Origin of the sequence: Anaerocolumna jejuensis DSM 15929, assembly GCF_900142215.1 — a bacterium.
GTDB lineage: Bacteria > Bacillota > Clostridia > Lachnospirales > Lachnospiraceae > Anaerocolumna > Anaerocolumna jejuensis.
This window is the reverse complement of record NZ_FRAC01000031.1, coordinates 13,083-29,464: the sequence shown is the minus strand read 5'-3', so window position 1 is coordinate 29,464 and position 16,382 is coordinate 13,083. Positions and strand designations below refer to the sequence as shown.

Here is a 16,382-nt window from a genome sequence, read left to right as displayed (position 1 = left end):
GATGAGAAAAAATCTAATTAAATTCGTCGAGCATGTCAATATGCTGAATCTTCACTGTACCGAAGAAGATCCCGAATACAAGTTGCTCGAGCATATTCTGACAGATGATATGATCACAATTGGTCTGGCAATGAAAGTAAGAACACCATACTGCTATAGAGAAATTGCAAAGAGAGCCAAAATGCCGGAAGAGAAGGCAAAATGTTTAGCGGATGAGATGGCTATGATCGGTGTTCTGGAGTACGAAGGAGATAAACTGAAACTTCCAATCTTTGCACCAGGAAGTATGGAATTGATGGTTTTAAATAAAGAGCAAATCGAGGGGCATCCTGAGATAGCATATGCATTCTCGGACTATGTGGAGAATCTAACAAAAGGGTTTGCACGATTTTTTCCTAAAGGTAATGGACTTGTAATCACGCTACCTGTTGCAAAGGCCATCGAAGCGGAGCCGCGAAAGATCGAAATTGAAGAAATTAAATACTGGGTAGATAAATATTATCCAAGTCTGTCCGTTGGGGCATGTCAGTGCCGTCGTAGTGCCGCAATCAGAGGAGATATTGGTGCAGATATGGAAGGGGAGTGGTGCATCCAGGTAGGAGACTTTGCTGAGTCATGTATCAGAACCAATCGTTCCAGAAGAGTGACAAAGGAAGAGGTTTATGACATTTTGCATAGAGCGGAGGATATGGGTTATGTTCATGAAGTGACCAATATAGATGGACCTAAGAATTCCTTGTTCATCTGCAACTGTCATCCTGATACCTGTTTGGCATTTAGAACGGCTCGATTAGTGGATACTCCGAATATGATGAAATCCAACTTTATAGCAACAGTAGATATGTCAAAATGCGTTGCCTGTGGACAGTGTATGGAAGTATGTCCAATGAATGCGGCGAAATTAGGACAAAAAATCTGTCAGAAGAATCCAGTGAAGATTTCTGAAAATATCTCACCAGATGATCATGTATGGGGTAAAGATAAATGGACTTTAGATTACAGAACCAATAAAAAGAATATTGTTAAAGAGACGGGCACTTCACCATGCAAGACAAACTGCCCAGCTCACATTTCCGTTCAGGCATACTTAAAGCTTGCTGGACAGGGAAAATATATGGATGCCTTAGAACTTATTAAACAAGAGAACCCGCTACCAGCTGTTTGCGGACGGATTTGCAATCATCGTTGTGAAGAGGCTTGTACCTTAGGAAATATCACAGATCCTGTAGCAATCGATGACGTTAAGAAGTTTATTGCCAATCAAGAGATCAACAGTGAGAGTCGCTTTGTGCCAAAGAAGAAATTTTATGAAGGCAAAAAACTGGCCATAATCGGTAGTGGGCCAGCGGGTCTTTCCTGTGCATATTATGCAGCTGTTTATGGCCATGCCGTAACAGTGTTTGAACGTGAGAAAAAAACAGGCGGAATGCTACGCTATGGAATCCCTTCTTTCCGTCTTGAAAAGGATGTTATTGATGCTGAAATCAAGGTACTTGATGAGCTGGGAGTACACTTTAAGTATGGAGTGAACGTCGGAGAAGACGTGACAATAGAAGAATTACGTAATCAGGGATATAAAGCATTTTTCATAGCTATAGGAGCACAAGGTGGAAGAGGAATTGGAGTTGAGGGAGAAGATGCAAACGGCGTTCTCTCAGGAGTAGATTTCTTAAGAACCATTAATAGTGGAAAGAATGTAGACTTATCAAGTAGAACCGTGGTCATTGGTGGCGGCAATGTTGCAGTGGATGTGGCTCGTACAGCACTAAGGGCAGGCGGCAAAGAAGTTTCCCTATACTGCCTTGAGACCAGAGACATCATGCCAGCATCGGCTGATGAAGTTGCAGAAGCCGAGGATGAGAATATAAATATAAATCCAGGCTGGGGACCTAAGAAAATCCTCACAAAAGATGGAAAGGTGTGTGGAATTGAGTTTAAGCGTTGCCTATCTGTAAAGGATACAGATGGAAGATTCAATCCACAGTATGATGAAAATGACGTAGTGACTGTTGAATGTGAGAATGTTCTTCTCTCTGTTGGTCAGTCAATTGAATGGGGTAGACTTCTTGAAGGAACCAAGGTTGAACTAAATAGTAATATGACAGTAAAGGCAGATGGTTTTACATATCAGACTGCAGAATCAGATATTTTTGTTGGTGGAGATTCTTATTCTGGCCCAAGATTTGCCATTGATGCTATAAGCGCAGGCAAAAGTGGAGCAGAGTCATTACACCGATACGTACATAAAGGCCATGATTTATTAATTGGACGAGATCGCAGGGAATTCATAGAAATTGATAAAGAGAACATTGTAGTAGATAGCTATGACAGACCAAGCCGTCAGTCTGCCAAGGGCATTCCAGAGATGAGGCTGACCTTTGCAGACGAACGAGGAATACTGACAGACGAACAAGTCAAAAAGGAGACATCACGTTGCTTAGAGTGTGGTGCAGCGAGAGTCGATCAGACAAGATGTATTGGATGTGGATTATGTACCACCAGATGTAAGTTCGATGCCATTACACTTTCCAAGGTATCTTCCCATTATGGCACGTCCTATGAGAAGCTCCCGGTAAGACTTGCGCTAAACATTGTTAAGAGAGCGGGAAAGATTGCTGTTAGAAAAGTGAAAGATACAGCAAATAAGGATATATAACATGCATGAATTAAATGTAATGCTGCAAGTGGTCGACGAGGTAGAGCAAATAGCTTCAGCCAATCAGATCCCTAAAGTATCGGCTATTGTATTAGATGTCGGAGAATTATGTTCCATAATACCTAGTTTTATGATAGATTATTTTCCTCTGATGATTGAAGATAAACCGATGTTTGAGGACTGCAAATTGATTATCGAGAGAAGTGAAGGAATTGGAAAATGTAAAACGTGTGGAGCAGACTATAATGTAGTTCAAAATGGTGGGTTCTGTCCGGTTTGTCACGAATATGAAAAGGAGGTCCTTTCGGGACGGGATTTTCTTATCAAGGAAATCCAGATTCTGTGGGAGTAATGCAATGAATGATAAATTTAGAGTATTAGAGATCAAGCAAAACGTGTATAAAAAAAATGAAATTACTGCAGATGGTATTAGAGAAAGATTAAAGAGGCAGAAAACTTTTATGATTAACCTAATGGCATCTCCTGGAGCTGGCAAGACTACCACCCTTATGCGTACCATTGAAAAATTAAAAAATGAGATGCAGATTGGAGTTATGGAAGCAGATATTGATGCCACCGTGGATGCGGAAAAGATAGCAGCAACAGGCGCTAAGGCAATACAGCTTCACACAGGTGGGATGTGCCATATGGATGCAGAAATGACAGTCCAAGCATTAAATGAGTTTGGAACAGAAGAATTGGATTTACTAGTGCTGGAAAACGTAGGGAATCTTGTATGCCCGGCTGAATTTGATACAGGTGCATCAACGAATGTTGCCATCCTTTCTGTTCCGGAAGGAGATGATAAACCATTAAAATATCCATTGATATTTGAAGTATGTGATTTGATATTGATTAATAAGATTGATACAAAAGCAGTATTTGACTTTGATGATAATGCTGTCATTAAGAGAATCCTCAATCGTAATCCCAAGGCAAAGGTGTTGTTTATCTCGGCGAAGACAGGACAAGGATTTGATGCATGGATCAGCTGGATTAGAAGTGCTGTTAAAGAGTGGCAGAACTAAAGAATTAAAAAATAAAGTTTAGAGAAAAAGGCATTGATGACATTAGAATGACAGCTCAGATTGTCAGGGCAATGCCTTTTTTCTATAGTTGCATTCACCAAACGGTGCTATATTCATTTCTCAAATGAAACATTTGGAAAATGTTCATGATACTATATATTTTCTAAACTTGACAGTAAAAGTTCTATAACTTTAAGAAGTGTGCAAATCCTCTTGTAATATCGAGGTTTTCCTGCTTTTCCTGAATAAATCGTGTTATACTAAATTAGGCCTTTTAGCCATAATGCGAAAAATATTTTTCCTTAAATAACTGACAACGGTTGCTTCTGATACAATTGCTTTGGACGGTGTCCGTAAAAAGCGGAAATCTCCTTCCTGCATTTTTTCAAAAATTCAGGAATAGCAGTTATATGATTCCCATTGCTACACAGCAGAAATGGACATAACCTTCAAAAAGAAGTGCAGGCAGATATGTTCGCTGCTTCATTACTTATGCCTAAAGGAGTCGTTACAGGCGCAATAACTGAGCTTAAGAAAAAAGGGTATGTATCGTTTCCAGAACTATATTTTATAAAAGATAAGTTGGAAGTATCCATATCCGCATTGGTTGCAAGGATAAATACATTAATCTCATAACACCCTTCCATGCCGAACCGCTTATGGTATGCTAAGAGGGCAGATTTTGCCATTGCATACCCAATGAATTCGTCCTGAGTATGAGATGCGGTCGCCGGTCACGAAAATGGCGCTGTCGTCTTCTATAGCATAAATGGGCAGCTCCATGGAAATTTGCAATAAGGTTGATAATACCTGCTGATTCTCAAGCTTAAAGTGTGGCTTGACGGTAATGTCAGCCAGACCCAGGCCATCATATGGGACTGGAGATTCCTTAGTGTCAAGCGAGCGTTTGGCCATGTTGATTGCGCCTGCACTGACGCCCAACACCGCTGCGGCAGTATCACAAATCGCAGCATCCAAGCCCTTATCTCGTATTAGTTGAAATTGCAATCCGGGGTGACCGCCCATAAGAAACACACAGGAAGATTCATTAATCAATCGCTTAGCTTGTGAAGCTTCCATCCGATTATCAATTACATAGTGCCGTGCGAAAGGTATGTTGTATTCCTCGAACATGCTATACATACCATCTGAATCGCTGTCATTTCTTGCGTAATCCGCAGGCCAAGCGCTCACAAAGACAAGGCTGTCACGATTTGTCAGTTCTTCGCTGAGCCGCTGAGCCACTTCACGGGGAAAGCGATAGTTGGGGAAACCACTGAAAAAGCCAAACAGGCGATAATCCATACATATTACCTCGTATAATATAAACTTTGTACTACATTAGCAATTCTTATGCCAATGTATATAATATTTCTGACCTACCATATTTTAACACATAAAAAGGTTGTTTTCAATTTTTTTTAACTTTGGGAACAGGATTTTTCTCTTGAAAAATGGAAAAATACAATTGGATTTGTATTATAAGTTATGATGATACAACAACAAAAACAATTAAAGGAAATGTTGTTTCTCCACCATTTGCTGAAGACATTGAAAGAAGAGTAATTAATCTGGCAAAGTATGAAATTACACCATGGTTGTTTTATGAATAAATTAAGATTGGGAGCTGAATTATGATGGGAAAAATATTATCACATATATAAATTAAAAAATACGTTTAATATAGAAATATGGCTAATACTTTGCTTTGAGAGCTAGGAAGAACAACTTTATAAATGATAAAGTATTTACAAATGATTATGCAAATAAGGTTTACGATAATATTTATTATAGATAGCTTCTGTAAGTGTTGGTGAATACTATTGCCCCTAGTAGATTAAGAGTCAAAAAAATTGTATTCAGAAAGATATTTTAACACTAAGGGGGTAATAGGCTCAAGTGACATCTTTTTTATCTCCTCAAGGCATGTGGAGACGGTATGTTTGCTGTCACGGAAAGTGTAGTAAATCAGAGAATTCGTGAAATCCATTGAATAATATAAAATAGGTCTAATATGTTTATGAGATTTTCAAAGGTGATCATGCCCTTTAGGAAAAGCAATCTTACAACTTACGAATCGCTACATCAGTAGTTTATTGTCAATAATATTATTACAAAATTAAATAAGTTATAAAAATGGATTCTCTTATCATTTGTTAATTATAAACTCCAATCAATGCGTTAGAATATTAAAAAGGAGGATAACAAAATGAGAACAGTGCAATTAGGGAAGGATACAATACCAGCCATTGCAATTGGAACATGGTCGTGGGGGACAGGAATTAATGGCGGTAATAAGATTTTTGGCAATTCATATGGTCTTGAGGAATTATTTCCTGTTTTTAAAAGTGGTATAGAAAATGGACTGACTTTATGGGATACAGCTGCTGTATACGGGATGGGAGCATCGGAAGCTATTTTAGGAAGGTGTATCGAACAGTTTGAAAATATTATTGTTTCTACGAAGTTCACACCAGTAGCAATACAGAGTAAAAAAGCACTGATGAAATCATTTAATAAAAGCATGGAAAGACTCAATCGAGAAATCATTGATATCTATTGGATTCATAATCCATCAAATATAGAAAAATGGATCGAACAGGCGGTTGGTTTATATAAAGCTGGTAAAGTAAAACACATTGGTGTTTCCAATCATAATTTAAAACAAGTAAAAGAAGCCTCGAAAATACTTGAAGCACATGGTATTCATTTAGATGCAGTCCAGAATCATTACAGCCTTCTCTATAGAAAGTCAGAGAGGGAAGGAATATTAGAATGGTGTAAAGGAAATGCTACCTGTTTTTTTGCTTATATGGTTTTAGAACAAGGAGCATTAACCGGTAATTACAGTGTATCAAATCCATTTAAAGGTAGGAGCAGAAGGACGAAAGCATTTCCAGCTGAAACGCTTGGAAAGATAGAACCATTAATTAACACAATGCAAAAGATTGCTGATAAACATTATGCGGACGTGTCACAGATTGCAATTGCCTGGGCCATTAAAAAAGGTACGATTCCTTTGGTTGGTGCTACTAAAGTCTCTCAAATTGAAAGTATCAGCAGAGCTGACAAAATTATTTTGGAGCAGAGTGAAATGGAATTATTAGAACAGGCGGCTTTAAACACTGGGGTAAGTGTAAAAGCAGGCTGGGAAAGATAAGAGAGATGATATGGATAAGTTAGATACCATGATTGAGATTATTCAAAAAGCAAATAATATTCAACTATTAAGAGAGAAAGTTTATCCAATCTATGAACAGATGACTTGTTGTAAAAAGGAAAAAAATCAGATAATATCACAGATTGAGGATTCTAATAAAAATTTGTATATTCTTTTATCCGGAGTTATAAGATTGTATTATATTGATATGGCTGGCAATGACATTACCAGATTTTTTGGAACGGAAGGTTGCATTGGTGGAGGTATTGATGAACGCTTACCATATGTAGCAGAAACTTTGGAAGATTGTGAATTTTTGGTAATGGGTTGGGAGAAAGTTAAAAGGCTTATTGGAGAGGATGTGTATTGGATTAAGATATGGAATCAGTTATTACAAAATAGTATACGGTACAAAATATATAGAGAAAGTTGTTTTTTGACGCAAAGTGCTACAGAGAGATATATTGATTTTAAGAGGATTTATCCTAATTTAGAGAAACGTGTAAAGCAATCCTATATAGCATCATATCTGGGGATAACACCTATATCACTTAGCAGAATTCGCAGAACAATTAAAGAAGAAAAGTAAGCCTAACGGAATACAAACTTTTTTGTAATTCTAGTGGTTTTATATGTTATGGTTGCGATGAGAGCGGCTCGGAAAAAATTTATAGAGTAAATCATGAAGATGAACCGGATGTGTTGTATGAATCACCGGAAAAGTTTTTAAAGACTATTTGCGAATTTTATAAACAGAATGTATATTTTTCGACCAAGATGGGTATTTGGATTATGATTTTGACAAATCACAAATCGTACAAGCAAAAATTAGTCTTGATCTCATTTAACAAGACTAGGCAAATTAATGAATTTAGCGAAGAATTGTAAGTTAGATTACGACCGCTTATTTATTTAATCTAAATTAGGAGGAAAATAAAATGGAGACTGAGAAATATGTTAGAACACCTATTAGTCTGGAGCAGCTATTTAAGTTAGATACTGATATGTTAGATGAACATGATCTATATGCTAAAAAGGATATAGTAAAATTTGATATTAATACATTAGTGTACTTAGATGACCTTATTGATGTAGATGATGATACTGATGATGAAATTTATCCAAGTTTTGCACTCAATCTTAATTTACAATGGCTTTTTTCTGGTCAGGTTATTAGCGATATTATTGTAAATACTCAACATCAATTAACAAATCCTACTGTGAATGATTATATTAAAAACTTTATTTATTATCATAAACATGATTGCTTTATTACTTTTTAAATCATGAAGCTGGATTCTATTGTTGAAGAAGGAATTGCCGAATTTTCAAGGGGTTGCCACCTTCCTATGCCTATTCAATGCTTGATCCTATCATGAATGGTAAAGCAAAGGGAGATGTTAGGAAAGAACTTATTAAGTCGCTTGCAATTCTAAAAAAGAAGGAACAAAAAAATGAGGGCTGATCTGGAGCACAAAGTTTTATTATATATGTAATTTTGTTTGTGAAAAAAGTAACAGAAAGGGATTTAACTCCATGGATCAAAAGTCACTAGCAAAGGAAATACGAAGTGCCATTAAAAACGGCAAAATAGAAATAGTAGAGAATTTAATCGGTGTCAACGCTGAAGCAGCATCTGGTGGACATATCGAAATAGTCAAGCTTTTGTTATTGTCAGGAGCAGAGCTTGATGTCAGTGAACCTGAAAGAAATCCCCTGTTTGGGGCAATTTATGGTGGACATCTGGACATTGTTAAGCTCTTGGTGGAGCATGGAATAGACATTCATATTTTATATAATGGTACTTCTATGAGGAATATGGATGCAATTGCTTTTGCTACCGAGCTTGGGCAGAATGAAATAGCAGATTTATTAAAGAAACTAACCGAATAAAGTAAGAGAAGTATAGGAGTTGGGAATATATGAAAATAGACGTATACACATTAAATTCTTTTGCTAAAACAAAAGAAGGCGGAAACCCAGCAGGCGTTGTTATGAATGCAGATTCATTAACTGTGGAAGAAATGAAAAAAATTGCTGCTGTACTTGGATTCAGTGAAACTGCTTTTGTATTACAATCAAACGCGGCGGATTTTAAAGTGAGATTCTTTACTCCGAAGGAAGAGGTGGACTTATGTGGTCATGCTACGATTGCCACCTTCTATGCAATGTCTAGTCTAAATTTGTTAAAACAAGGTAAGTATGAGCAAGAAACCAGAGCAGGAATACTTGGCATTGAAATTCATAACGATAATTTTGTTATGATGGATCAATCTGCGCCTATATTTTCGGAAGTTATAGATAAAGATGAAGTAGCAGATTCCTTGAACATCAGTACTTCCCAAATTACAGCAGACTTGAAGGTTCAAGTTGTATCAACAGGGCTTCGGGATATTATGGTTCCTGTAAGAAACATTGAGATTTTAGATGCAATCAGACCGGATATGAAAAAAGTAAAAGAAATCAGCCAGAAGTACAATGCTGTTGGCTACCATGTTTTTTCTTTGAAATCTTTACATGGTGCTAACGCTTATTGTAGAAACTTTGCTCCCTTATATGGTATCCCGGAGGAATCTGCCACTGGTACATCAAGCGGTGCACTTGCTTGTTATTTGTACCACTATAGAAAAATCAACGAGGAGCAAGCTTCACATATTATTTTTGAACAAGGTTATTCTATGAAAAGGCCATCTGAAATTCAGGTGTCTCTAGCTATAAAGGAAAATAAAATTTTTGAAGTCAAGGTCGGAGGGGGAGCGATGAATTTAACCTTAACGGAAGTCGAAATATAGAAGAGCTAAGCGACCTTTCTTCAAGGCCTCGCCAGGCTCAAGCGGCATCTTTTTTGACTGTTCAAGTCATGTGGAGACAATAATCCTGTTGCAAAAGAAAAACAGTTAATTATGAGATAAAAATAATAGAAATCCACTAGAATTGAGGACATGAGAGTGAAAACTTTCACGTCTTTTTTTATAGTGACAGCTCAGCTTGATCAACCTATGCAACAACCAAGTCAGTATCTTTAATAGTACAGATATCAGTAGGGGCTTAACAATTTACAAATGATAATTGAAAGAAATTTGAAAGAATAATGTAGAAAAAATATCGGTATTTCTTGTTAAGCTATTAATGGTAAGAAGCGAAAGCTTGAAAAACTCTACTACACAAGAAAAAAGAAAAGAAAGGGAAGTATATTCGTATGAAAAGTTTAAAAAAAGTATTATGCATCATATTAATAATTACTATAATGATGCAGGCAATCGGGTGCTCACAAAAAGATAAAATTGCAGAGAAAAATAGTCTGAGCGAAGTATCAAAGGAGAGCACATTAGAGGAAAAGCAAACGATATCTTTGCCTTATATCAAAAGGCATCCATCCCAAGCTAATTATGATGATTTTGTGGGAAAAGTATCAAAATTACCAAATGCTGATAATGGTGAGATTGAAATCAGAAGTGCAGATTTATCGCAGGCTGATTTGTCTGATGAGTTCGAGAAGCTTTTGTTAACGACCTATGACAGCAAGACGAAATGGCCGGATAATTTACCGGAAGGCTTTAATCCGGATAAGATTATGGAGATATGCAAAGACCCAGGATTAGGGGTAAGAAATCTTCATAAAGAAGGCATAACAGGAAAAAACGTCGGAATCGCTATCATAGATCAAGAGTTATTAACGAAGCATGAAGAATTTACAAAACAATTAAAATATTATTCAGAGAGTGATTTAATAAAAACAAACTCTTCAGCTGCGATGCATGGAGCCGGAGTAGCATCCATCGCAGTGGGGAAAACCTGTGGAGTTGCACCGGAGGCTAACCTTTATTATAAAGCTGAAAATTTTATTACTGAAAACTATACCGGCAGAATTGCCAAGGACATTAATGAACTGTTGGATTTGAATAAAACGTTGAAGGAAGATGAAAAGATTCGTGTTATTTCAATCTCCTGGGGTATGGAGGAAAAAGAAAGTGATGGCTATAAGGACTTGAAAAAGGCATATCAAAGGGCTAATGAGGAAGGCGTATTCGTTATTACAACTTCACTGACAAAGGGCACCAGAGAGGATATCAAAGGAGTTAAATTCACCGGGATGGAAAAAACTAAATTAACAGATCCAAATGATTTTTCTGCATATGGTAAAGCTTCCTGGGCAGAAAAGCAGGATTTTTATAAAAAAGAATATCTGTGCCTTCCTATGGATAATCGTTGTGTGGCAGCACCTACAGGAGTAAATGATTATGCTGTCTATCAAAGTGGTGGACTTAGCTGGAGTGTACCATATCTTGCAGGAGTGTATGCGCTGGCGTGTCAGGTAAAACCGGATATTGATTATAAAGATTTCTGGAAAATCGCATTGGATACTGCAGTTTCTAATGACAAACTGGATACGATTATTAATCCGCAAGGAATTATAGATAAGCTGAAGGAGCAAAAATAAAGGGATTGATTAATAATATATTTAAAATTAATATGAAATGAATCATAGCAATATTAGGAGGTTTTGGTCGAGTAAACGAATAAAGCGGCTGCTACTGTAGCAAGTAGTGATTGGGAGGAAAAATTAGATATCATATTCTATGACTTAGGAGAGGGAGTATTTATTATAAGGTAAGCATTTACAGTAATATTTTTTCTTGAATTTCTATTTTTTTTTGCCACTTTCTGCTAAACTGTATTAGGTTATAATTATAGAAAATTAAGGAGCATAATAAAATGTTACCGAAATACCGGGAAAGGTAAAAATTATGTATCAGATTAATATCTTAGTGGCAGACGATGATAAAAATATTGTTGAGGTGCTTACTAAACTTTTGGAGCTGGAGGGCTATGTTGTACATCAAGCCTATAATGGTATTGAGGCTTTGGAGCTTGTACAGAAACAGGAGCTTCAATTAATATTACTGGATGTTATGATGCCGAAAATGAATGGATTGACAGCAATGCTAAAAATCAGAGAGAAGAAAAATATTCCCATCATTATATTATCTGCGAAGACAGAGGAGAGTGATATTGTCTCCGGCTTAGAGTTAGGTGCGGATGACTATATTGAAAAACCGTTTAATACACCAGTATTACTTGCCAGAGTTAAGGCACAAATCAGGAGGTGTTATCTTCTTGAAAATGGCAGGAGTGAAGAGACAGAGAGCATCCTTCGAAACGGATTACTTGAGCTTAACCGCTGCAGTAAGCAGATAAAAGTTAATGGAACGGTATGTAGTCTTACTGCGACTGAATATAAAATCATGGATTTACTGATGGAGAATGCCGGAAGAGTTTTTTCGGCGGAACAGATCTATCAAAGTGTATGGGACGACGAGGATGCTTATAGCGTTGAGAATACTGTTATGATACATATACGTCGGATTCGTGAAAAGATAGAGATTGATCCAAAGAAGCCAAAATATTTGAAGGTGGTGTGGGGAATTGGATACAAAATCGAAAAAATGTAGGTGGTATCATGTATTCTTTTGTATTAACGTAACCCTTTATGGTATATTCTGGGCAGTTATAAGCAGTATGAAAAGCAGTATGTGTTTTGGTATATATAGAGAGTATGCCTATGTGGGGAGATATCCAAGCATATTTACTGGTATCGTATTAGTACTTCAGATACTGATGCTGATTTTCCTACTTAACTTTATAAAGCACACGGAGATTGACAAAGCTTCTTATACCAGAAAAATACCCTCAGAATTATCGGTTATACTCTTTGCTTTGTATACTTTATTTATATATTATTTATATCGTCATAATCAAGTATTTTCATTTCAATTTGAGGAAGTAGATTTTGTAGGTGTCTATGAGTTTTGGAAAGTTTATGGTGATATAATCAAGGAAATTGTAATAGCCTTTGTTCAAAACATACTGATTGGAAGTGGATATTTATGGATCATTACAGCAATCACGGTAAAAATGAAAGGAAGGTACTGGAAGGAAGACAGCTTGCTTATAAAGCTGTTTCAGCACTATAACAGAAATAGGGTAAGTTCCTTAAGAAAAATGTATTTTAATGATATTCTCTTCCTGTTTCTTCAGCTGGGAATCATTCTGTATGAAAACATAGCAAGCATTATGATTATTAACAGAAAAAATTCAATTTTACTATTTAACCTGGTTATCCTTCTAGCAATACCTTTATTGCTTGAAGCTCTCTTGATATTGTGGAAATGTAAAGTGGAGATAAAGGTAAAGGACATCCGTTCCCTGGTTGATGAAATTCACAAAATGAAGCAAGGACAAAAACAGATTGAAAATAATATCCCTAAAAACTCATATCTATATGAGACTGGTGAAGAGATAAAAAACATTTCAATCAATCTATATAACAGCATGCAACAGCAAATGAAGAATGAGAAGCTCAAGGTAGATCTAATAACAAATATATCTCATGATTTGAAAACACCGCTTACTTCTATTATAGGCTACATAGACTTATTGGCTGCAAAGGATTATTTAAGCAGTGAAGACAGGCATTATGTTAAAGAGCTTAACAAAAAGGCAGAGAATTTGCGCGATATGATCGATGCTGTGTTTGAACTATCCAAAGCCTCCAGTGGAAATATAAAGATTGATAAAACGAAATTGAATTTGAATAAATTGATTATGCAGACAATGGCAGATATGGAGGATATTATTGCGAATTCCGGATTTGATATAAAAACAGTTTATTCGAAAGAAGATTTAGAGATTTATGGGGATGGGTCAAAATTATATCTTGTTTGCCAAAATCTGATTAGTAACGCGTTAAAATACTCTTTGACAGGCAGTAGAATCTATATCAGAACATATTTAGAGTCAGGCAATGCAGTCTTATGCATTCAAAATACCTCCGCATATGAAATTGATTTTTCACCGGAGGAAATTACCGGAAGATTTGTCCGGGGAGATGAATCAAGAAGTGATGGAGGCAATGGACTTGGACTTGCGATTGCGAAAACATATTCGGAAGTATGTGATGGTGAATTTAAAATCGATATTGATGGGGATATGTTTAAAGTAACTATTCAGTTTCCTATGGTAGAATTGTTAAATTCTTAATCGAATATGGCACTTGAAAAAAACTTTGCTCCCTTATATGGTATCCCGGAGGAATCTGCCACAGGAACATCAAGCGGTGCACTTGGTTGTTATTTGTACCACTATGGAAAAATCAACGAGGAGCAAGTTTCACACATTATTTTTGAACAAGGTTATTCTATGAAAAGGCTATCTGAAATCCAGGTGTCTTTAGCTATAAAGAAAAATAAAATTTTTGAAGTCAAGTTCGGAGGGAGAGCGATGAATTTAACCTTAACGGAAGTCGAAATATAGAATAAGAGAATTGTTGTAATAATTTTTGAGGGAATGATGGTGTGATTCAAATGGTATTTTTAGATGGAACAGGAGGGGAATGTATAGTTTTTATCCCGGAATACAGAAGGAAAGTACTAACACATTGGCTGTTGAAGTGTATCCTTCAACAGGCCAATGCTTTAATGGCAGTTACGAAAGAGTAACCAATTCCTTTGTTTCTGTTGCCTGTTTAATAGCCATCAGGGTTTCCAAGGTTTTAACATTATCATCTGGTGTGACAATAGGCTCTTCATTCTTAAGAATTACTTGGATGAAATGTTTTAGCTGCATTTTATGCGGTAATTGTGGATCCACCGGGTTAATAACTAATTTTAAAGGTTTATGCCAGGAAGGTTCTCCATTATAGGCAAAATGATGGAGACGAGGCAGGGAAAGAGAACCTTTCGTACCACCAATAAAATAGGCATCAGCATCAAATGGTCGATATTGTGCGTCTTCACGGGCAGTTGCTTCCCAATTCCAAGGAGAAACTGTGGCATCTGAAAGTGTCATTGAAGCTAAGGCACCAGATTTAAAATGGACATTTACTACAGCGGAATCTTCTGTTTCAAAGCCACGTGCCGATGAGGAACTTAATGCTTGTACGGCATCTACTTCACCAATTAAGTAACGGAGTAGATCAACATCATGCACCAGATTCACAAGAATCGGGCCGGCACCTTTCTTTCGGCGCCATTCCACGTCGAAATAGTTATCTTCTTTGTAAATCATGTAATGGAAGGAAGCTACCGTTAGTTTTCCTAATTCCCCCCTGTCAATGACCTGTTTCGCTGCATTTACAAAAGGATTGTAGCGACGATGCTGGCCAACTAATACGGGTACATTCGCTGCTTTGGATTCTTTGGCAAACTTTTTTGCATCTTCTAAATCATCAGAGATTGGCTTTTCAACCAATACAGGAATGCCTCTTTTGAGTGCTTCACGAGCTATGGGAAGATGTAAATGATTGGGCGTAACAATGATGATACCATCGGGTTTCACATCTTCCATCATTTTCGTATAGTCCTGATAAAAGGGAACCCCGGCTTTTTCAGCAATATTTTTGGCACCTTCATATGCATCGGCAATAGCAACTAATTCGGATCCGATTTCTTCTTGAATAAAGCGGATATGATTCTGCCCCATTGCCCCAGCGCCGATTACTGCTAAATTTACTTGCTTATTGGTCATATATCTGTCCTTCTTTCTGTTAAAGATTTTTATGTGCATTTCTTCATAGGAGTGTTCTGTTCCCTTATTTATGTTTCATGGCATATGCCTTACGGCCGCCGGGTTTCGCAATTTGGTCTCCCATCATGATGCCTAGGCCACCTTCAACAGTCAGCTCACCGCCATTTGTATATTCCGAGCGGTCGCTCGCCAAATATAGAACAGCATTGGCAATATCGTCCAGAGTACCAATTCGTTTACTTGCAGTTATTCTTTCTCTATCTTTTAAGACTTCCGGATCAGAATAAAAATCTTTGGATAATGGCGTTTTGACCAAGGACGGAAGAATGCAATTACTGCGAAGACCGTATTGTCCCCATTCTGCTGCCATTTGCTTTGAAAGCATATTCACTCCAGCTTTTGAAACGCTATAGGCACCACTATATGTTTCAGGAAATTTGGATAACATCGTTGAAATGTGAATCAGTGTTCCCTTCCCTTGTTTAATCATAACACGGCCAAAATGCTGAGACATCAGGAAGTAACCGGTCAAATTAATATTTAGTGTTTTTTGCCAATCAGCCAGAGACAGCTCTTCAAAAAGTGAAGAACGAAGAATTGCCGCCGTGTTTATTAAAATATCTACCCTGTCAAACTGTTTGACAACGGTTTGTACAGCCATTTCTACATCACTTTCATTTGAAGTATCACATTGAATAGATATTATTTTAACAGGATATTTCTCACTTATTTCTTGTGCATAGGCTTCGGCTTTATCCTTTTGAATGTCTACTAACGCAATATTTACACCTTGTTTAGCAAGCTCTTCCGTGATTTTTACTCCCATACCTCCAGCGGCGCCTGTGACAACAGCAACTTTTCCCTTAAGATCTAACCATGAATCTTCTACTATCATTTTAGCATTCCTTTCCATGAATAATACAAAAAATTGATATTTATTAAACAATCTCTACAAGGATAGTTTAAAGAACACTTTATACATCGTCCAATATATTTTTTCGCATACTCATAG

Annotated in this window: 17 protein-coding genes; 14 read left to right on the top strand and 3 right to left on the bottom strand. The window is 36.9% G+C overall.

What is annotated here, in order from left to right:
* Nucleotide 1: 1 nt before the first annotated feature.
* The 4 genes from BUB77_RS23825 to BUB77_RS30110 all read left to right on the top strand — a co-directional run bounded on the left by BUB77_RS23825 (nt 2) and on the right by BUB77_RS30110 (nt 4,320).
* Nucleotides 2-2,656, top strand: coding sequence for an FAD-dependent oxidoreductase (locus BUB77_RS23825; protein ID WP_073279569.1), 2,655 nt, complete (start codon nt 2-4; stop codon nt 2,654-2,656).
* A gap of 1 nt (nt 2,657) precedes the next feature.
* On the top strand, nt 2,658-3,008 hold the full coding sequence (locus tag BUB77_RS23820) for a hydrogenase maturation nickel metallochaperone HypA/HybF (protein ID WP_073279567.1): 351 nt from the start codon (nt 2,658-2,660) through the stop codon (nt 3,006-3,008).
* A 4-nt stretch (nt 3,009-3,012) separates the two neighbouring features.
* On the top strand, nt 3,013-3,684 hold the full coding sequence (gene hypB / locus BUB77_RS23815) for a hydrogenase nickel incorporation protein HypB (protein WP_073279565.1): 672 nt from the start codon (nt 3,013-3,015) through the stop codon (nt 3,682-3,684).
* 471 nt (nt 3,685-4,155) lie between these two features.
* Nucleotides 4,156-4,320 (top strand): M78 family metallopeptidase domain-containing protein, encoded by a 165-nt coding sequence (locus tag BUB77_RS30110; protein ID WP_170866732.1) that lies wholly within the window; start codon nt 4,156-4,158, stop codon nt 4,318-4,320.
* Between the two features lie 21 nt (nt 4,321-4,341).
* Here the strand turns inward: BUB77_RS30110 and BUB77_RS23810 are convergent, their stop codons facing one another.
* On the bottom strand, nt 4,342-4,989 hold the full coding sequence (locus BUB77_RS23810) for a Type 1 glutamine amidotransferase-like domain-containing protein (RefSeq protein ID WP_073279563.1): 648 nt from the start codon (nt 4,987-4,989) through the stop codon (nt 4,342-4,344).
* Nucleotides 4,990-5,138: 149 nt separating this feature from the next.
* Here BUB77_RS23810 and BUB77_RS30105 point away from each other — a divergent pair, with 149 nt between their 5' ends.
* The 10 genes from BUB77_RS30105 to BUB77_RS23760 all read left to right on the top strand — a co-directional run bounded on the left by BUB77_RS30105 (nt 5,139) and on the right by BUB77_RS23760 (nt 14,158).
* Complete coding sequence (locus BUB77_RS30105) at nt 5,139-5,297, top strand: hypothetical protein (RefSeq protein WP_170866731.1); 159 nt, start codon at nt 5,139-5,141, stop codon at nt 5,295-5,297.
* Nucleotides 5,298-5,893: 596 nt separating this feature from the next.
* Nucleotides 5,894-6,844, top strand: coding sequence for an aldo/keto reductase (locus BUB77_RS23805; RefSeq protein ID WP_073279561.1), 951 nt, complete (start codon nt 5,894-5,896; stop codon nt 6,842-6,844).
* A 10-nt stretch (nt 6,845-6,854) separates the two neighbouring features.
* Complete coding sequence (locus tag BUB77_RS23800) at nt 6,855-7,433, top strand: Crp/Fnr family transcriptional regulator (RefSeq protein WP_073279559.1); 579 nt, start codon at nt 6,855-6,857, stop codon at nt 7,431-7,433.
* 349 nt (nt 7,434-7,782) lie between these two features.
* On the top strand, nt 7,783-8,127 hold the full coding sequence (locus tag BUB77_RS23795; RefSeq protein ID WP_073279558.1) for a DUF7716 domain-containing protein: 345 nt from the start codon (nt 7,783-7,785) through the stop codon (nt 8,125-8,127).
* Between the two features lie 253 nt (nt 8,128-8,380).
* On the top strand, nt 8,381-8,737 hold the full coding sequence (locus BUB77_RS23790) for an ankyrin repeat domain-containing protein (RefSeq protein WP_073279556.1): 357 nt from the start codon (nt 8,381-8,383) through the stop codon (nt 8,735-8,737).
* A gap of 29 nt (nt 8,738-8,766) precedes the next feature.
* Nucleotides 8,767-9,636 carry a PhzF family phenazine biosynthesis protein gene (locus BUB77_RS23785; RefSeq protein WP_073279554.1) on the top strand — a complete coding sequence of 290 codons (870 nt, stop codon included), beginning with the start codon at nt 8,767-8,769 and terminating at the stop codon, nt 9,634-9,636.
* Nucleotides 9,637-10,043: 407 nt separating this feature from the next.
* Entirely contained in the window at nt 10,044-11,285 is a 1,242-nt protein-coding gene (locus tag BUB77_RS29590; protein ID WP_139241303.1) for a S8 family serine peptidase, read from the top strand.
* Nucleotides 11,286-11,592: 307 nt separating this feature from the next.
* Nucleotides 11,593-12,297, top strand: a complete 705-nt coding sequence (locus BUB77_RS23770; RefSeq protein WP_073279552.1) for a response regulator transcription factor — start codon at nt 11,593-11,595, stop codon at nt 12,295-12,297.
* 622 nt (nt 12,298-12,919) lie between these two features.
* The gene (locus BUB77_RS30100; protein ID WP_170866730.1) at nt 12,920-13,885 is read left to right on the top strand and encodes a sensor histidine kinase; all 966 of its coding nucleotides are present in this window, start codon (nt 12,920-12,922) and stop codon (nt 13,883-13,885) included.
* A gap of 6 nt (nt 13,886-13,891) precedes the next feature.
* Complete coding sequence (locus BUB77_RS23760) at nt 13,892-14,158, top strand: PhzF family phenazine biosynthesis protein (protein WP_073279549.1); 267 nt, start codon at nt 13,892-13,894, stop codon at nt 14,156-14,158.
* A gap of 171 nt (nt 14,159-14,329) precedes the next feature.
* Here the strand turns inward: BUB77_RS23760 and BUB77_RS23755 are convergent, their stop codons facing one another.
* Together BUB77_RS23755 and BUB77_RS23750 are read right to left on the bottom strand one after the other, a co-directional pair.
* Entirely contained in the window at nt 14,330-15,370 is a 1,041-nt protein-coding gene (locus BUB77_RS23755) for a Gfo/Idh/MocA family protein (RefSeq protein ID WP_073279548.1), read from the bottom strand.
* 64 nt (nt 15,371-15,434) lie between these two features.
* The gene (locus tag BUB77_RS23750; protein WP_073279547.1) at nt 15,435-16,265 is read right to left on the bottom strand and encodes an SDR family NAD(P)-dependent oxidoreductase; all 831 of its coding nucleotides are present in this window, start codon (nt 16,263-16,265) and stop codon (nt 15,435-15,437) included.
* Nucleotides 16,266-16,382 lie beyond the last annotated feature (117 nt).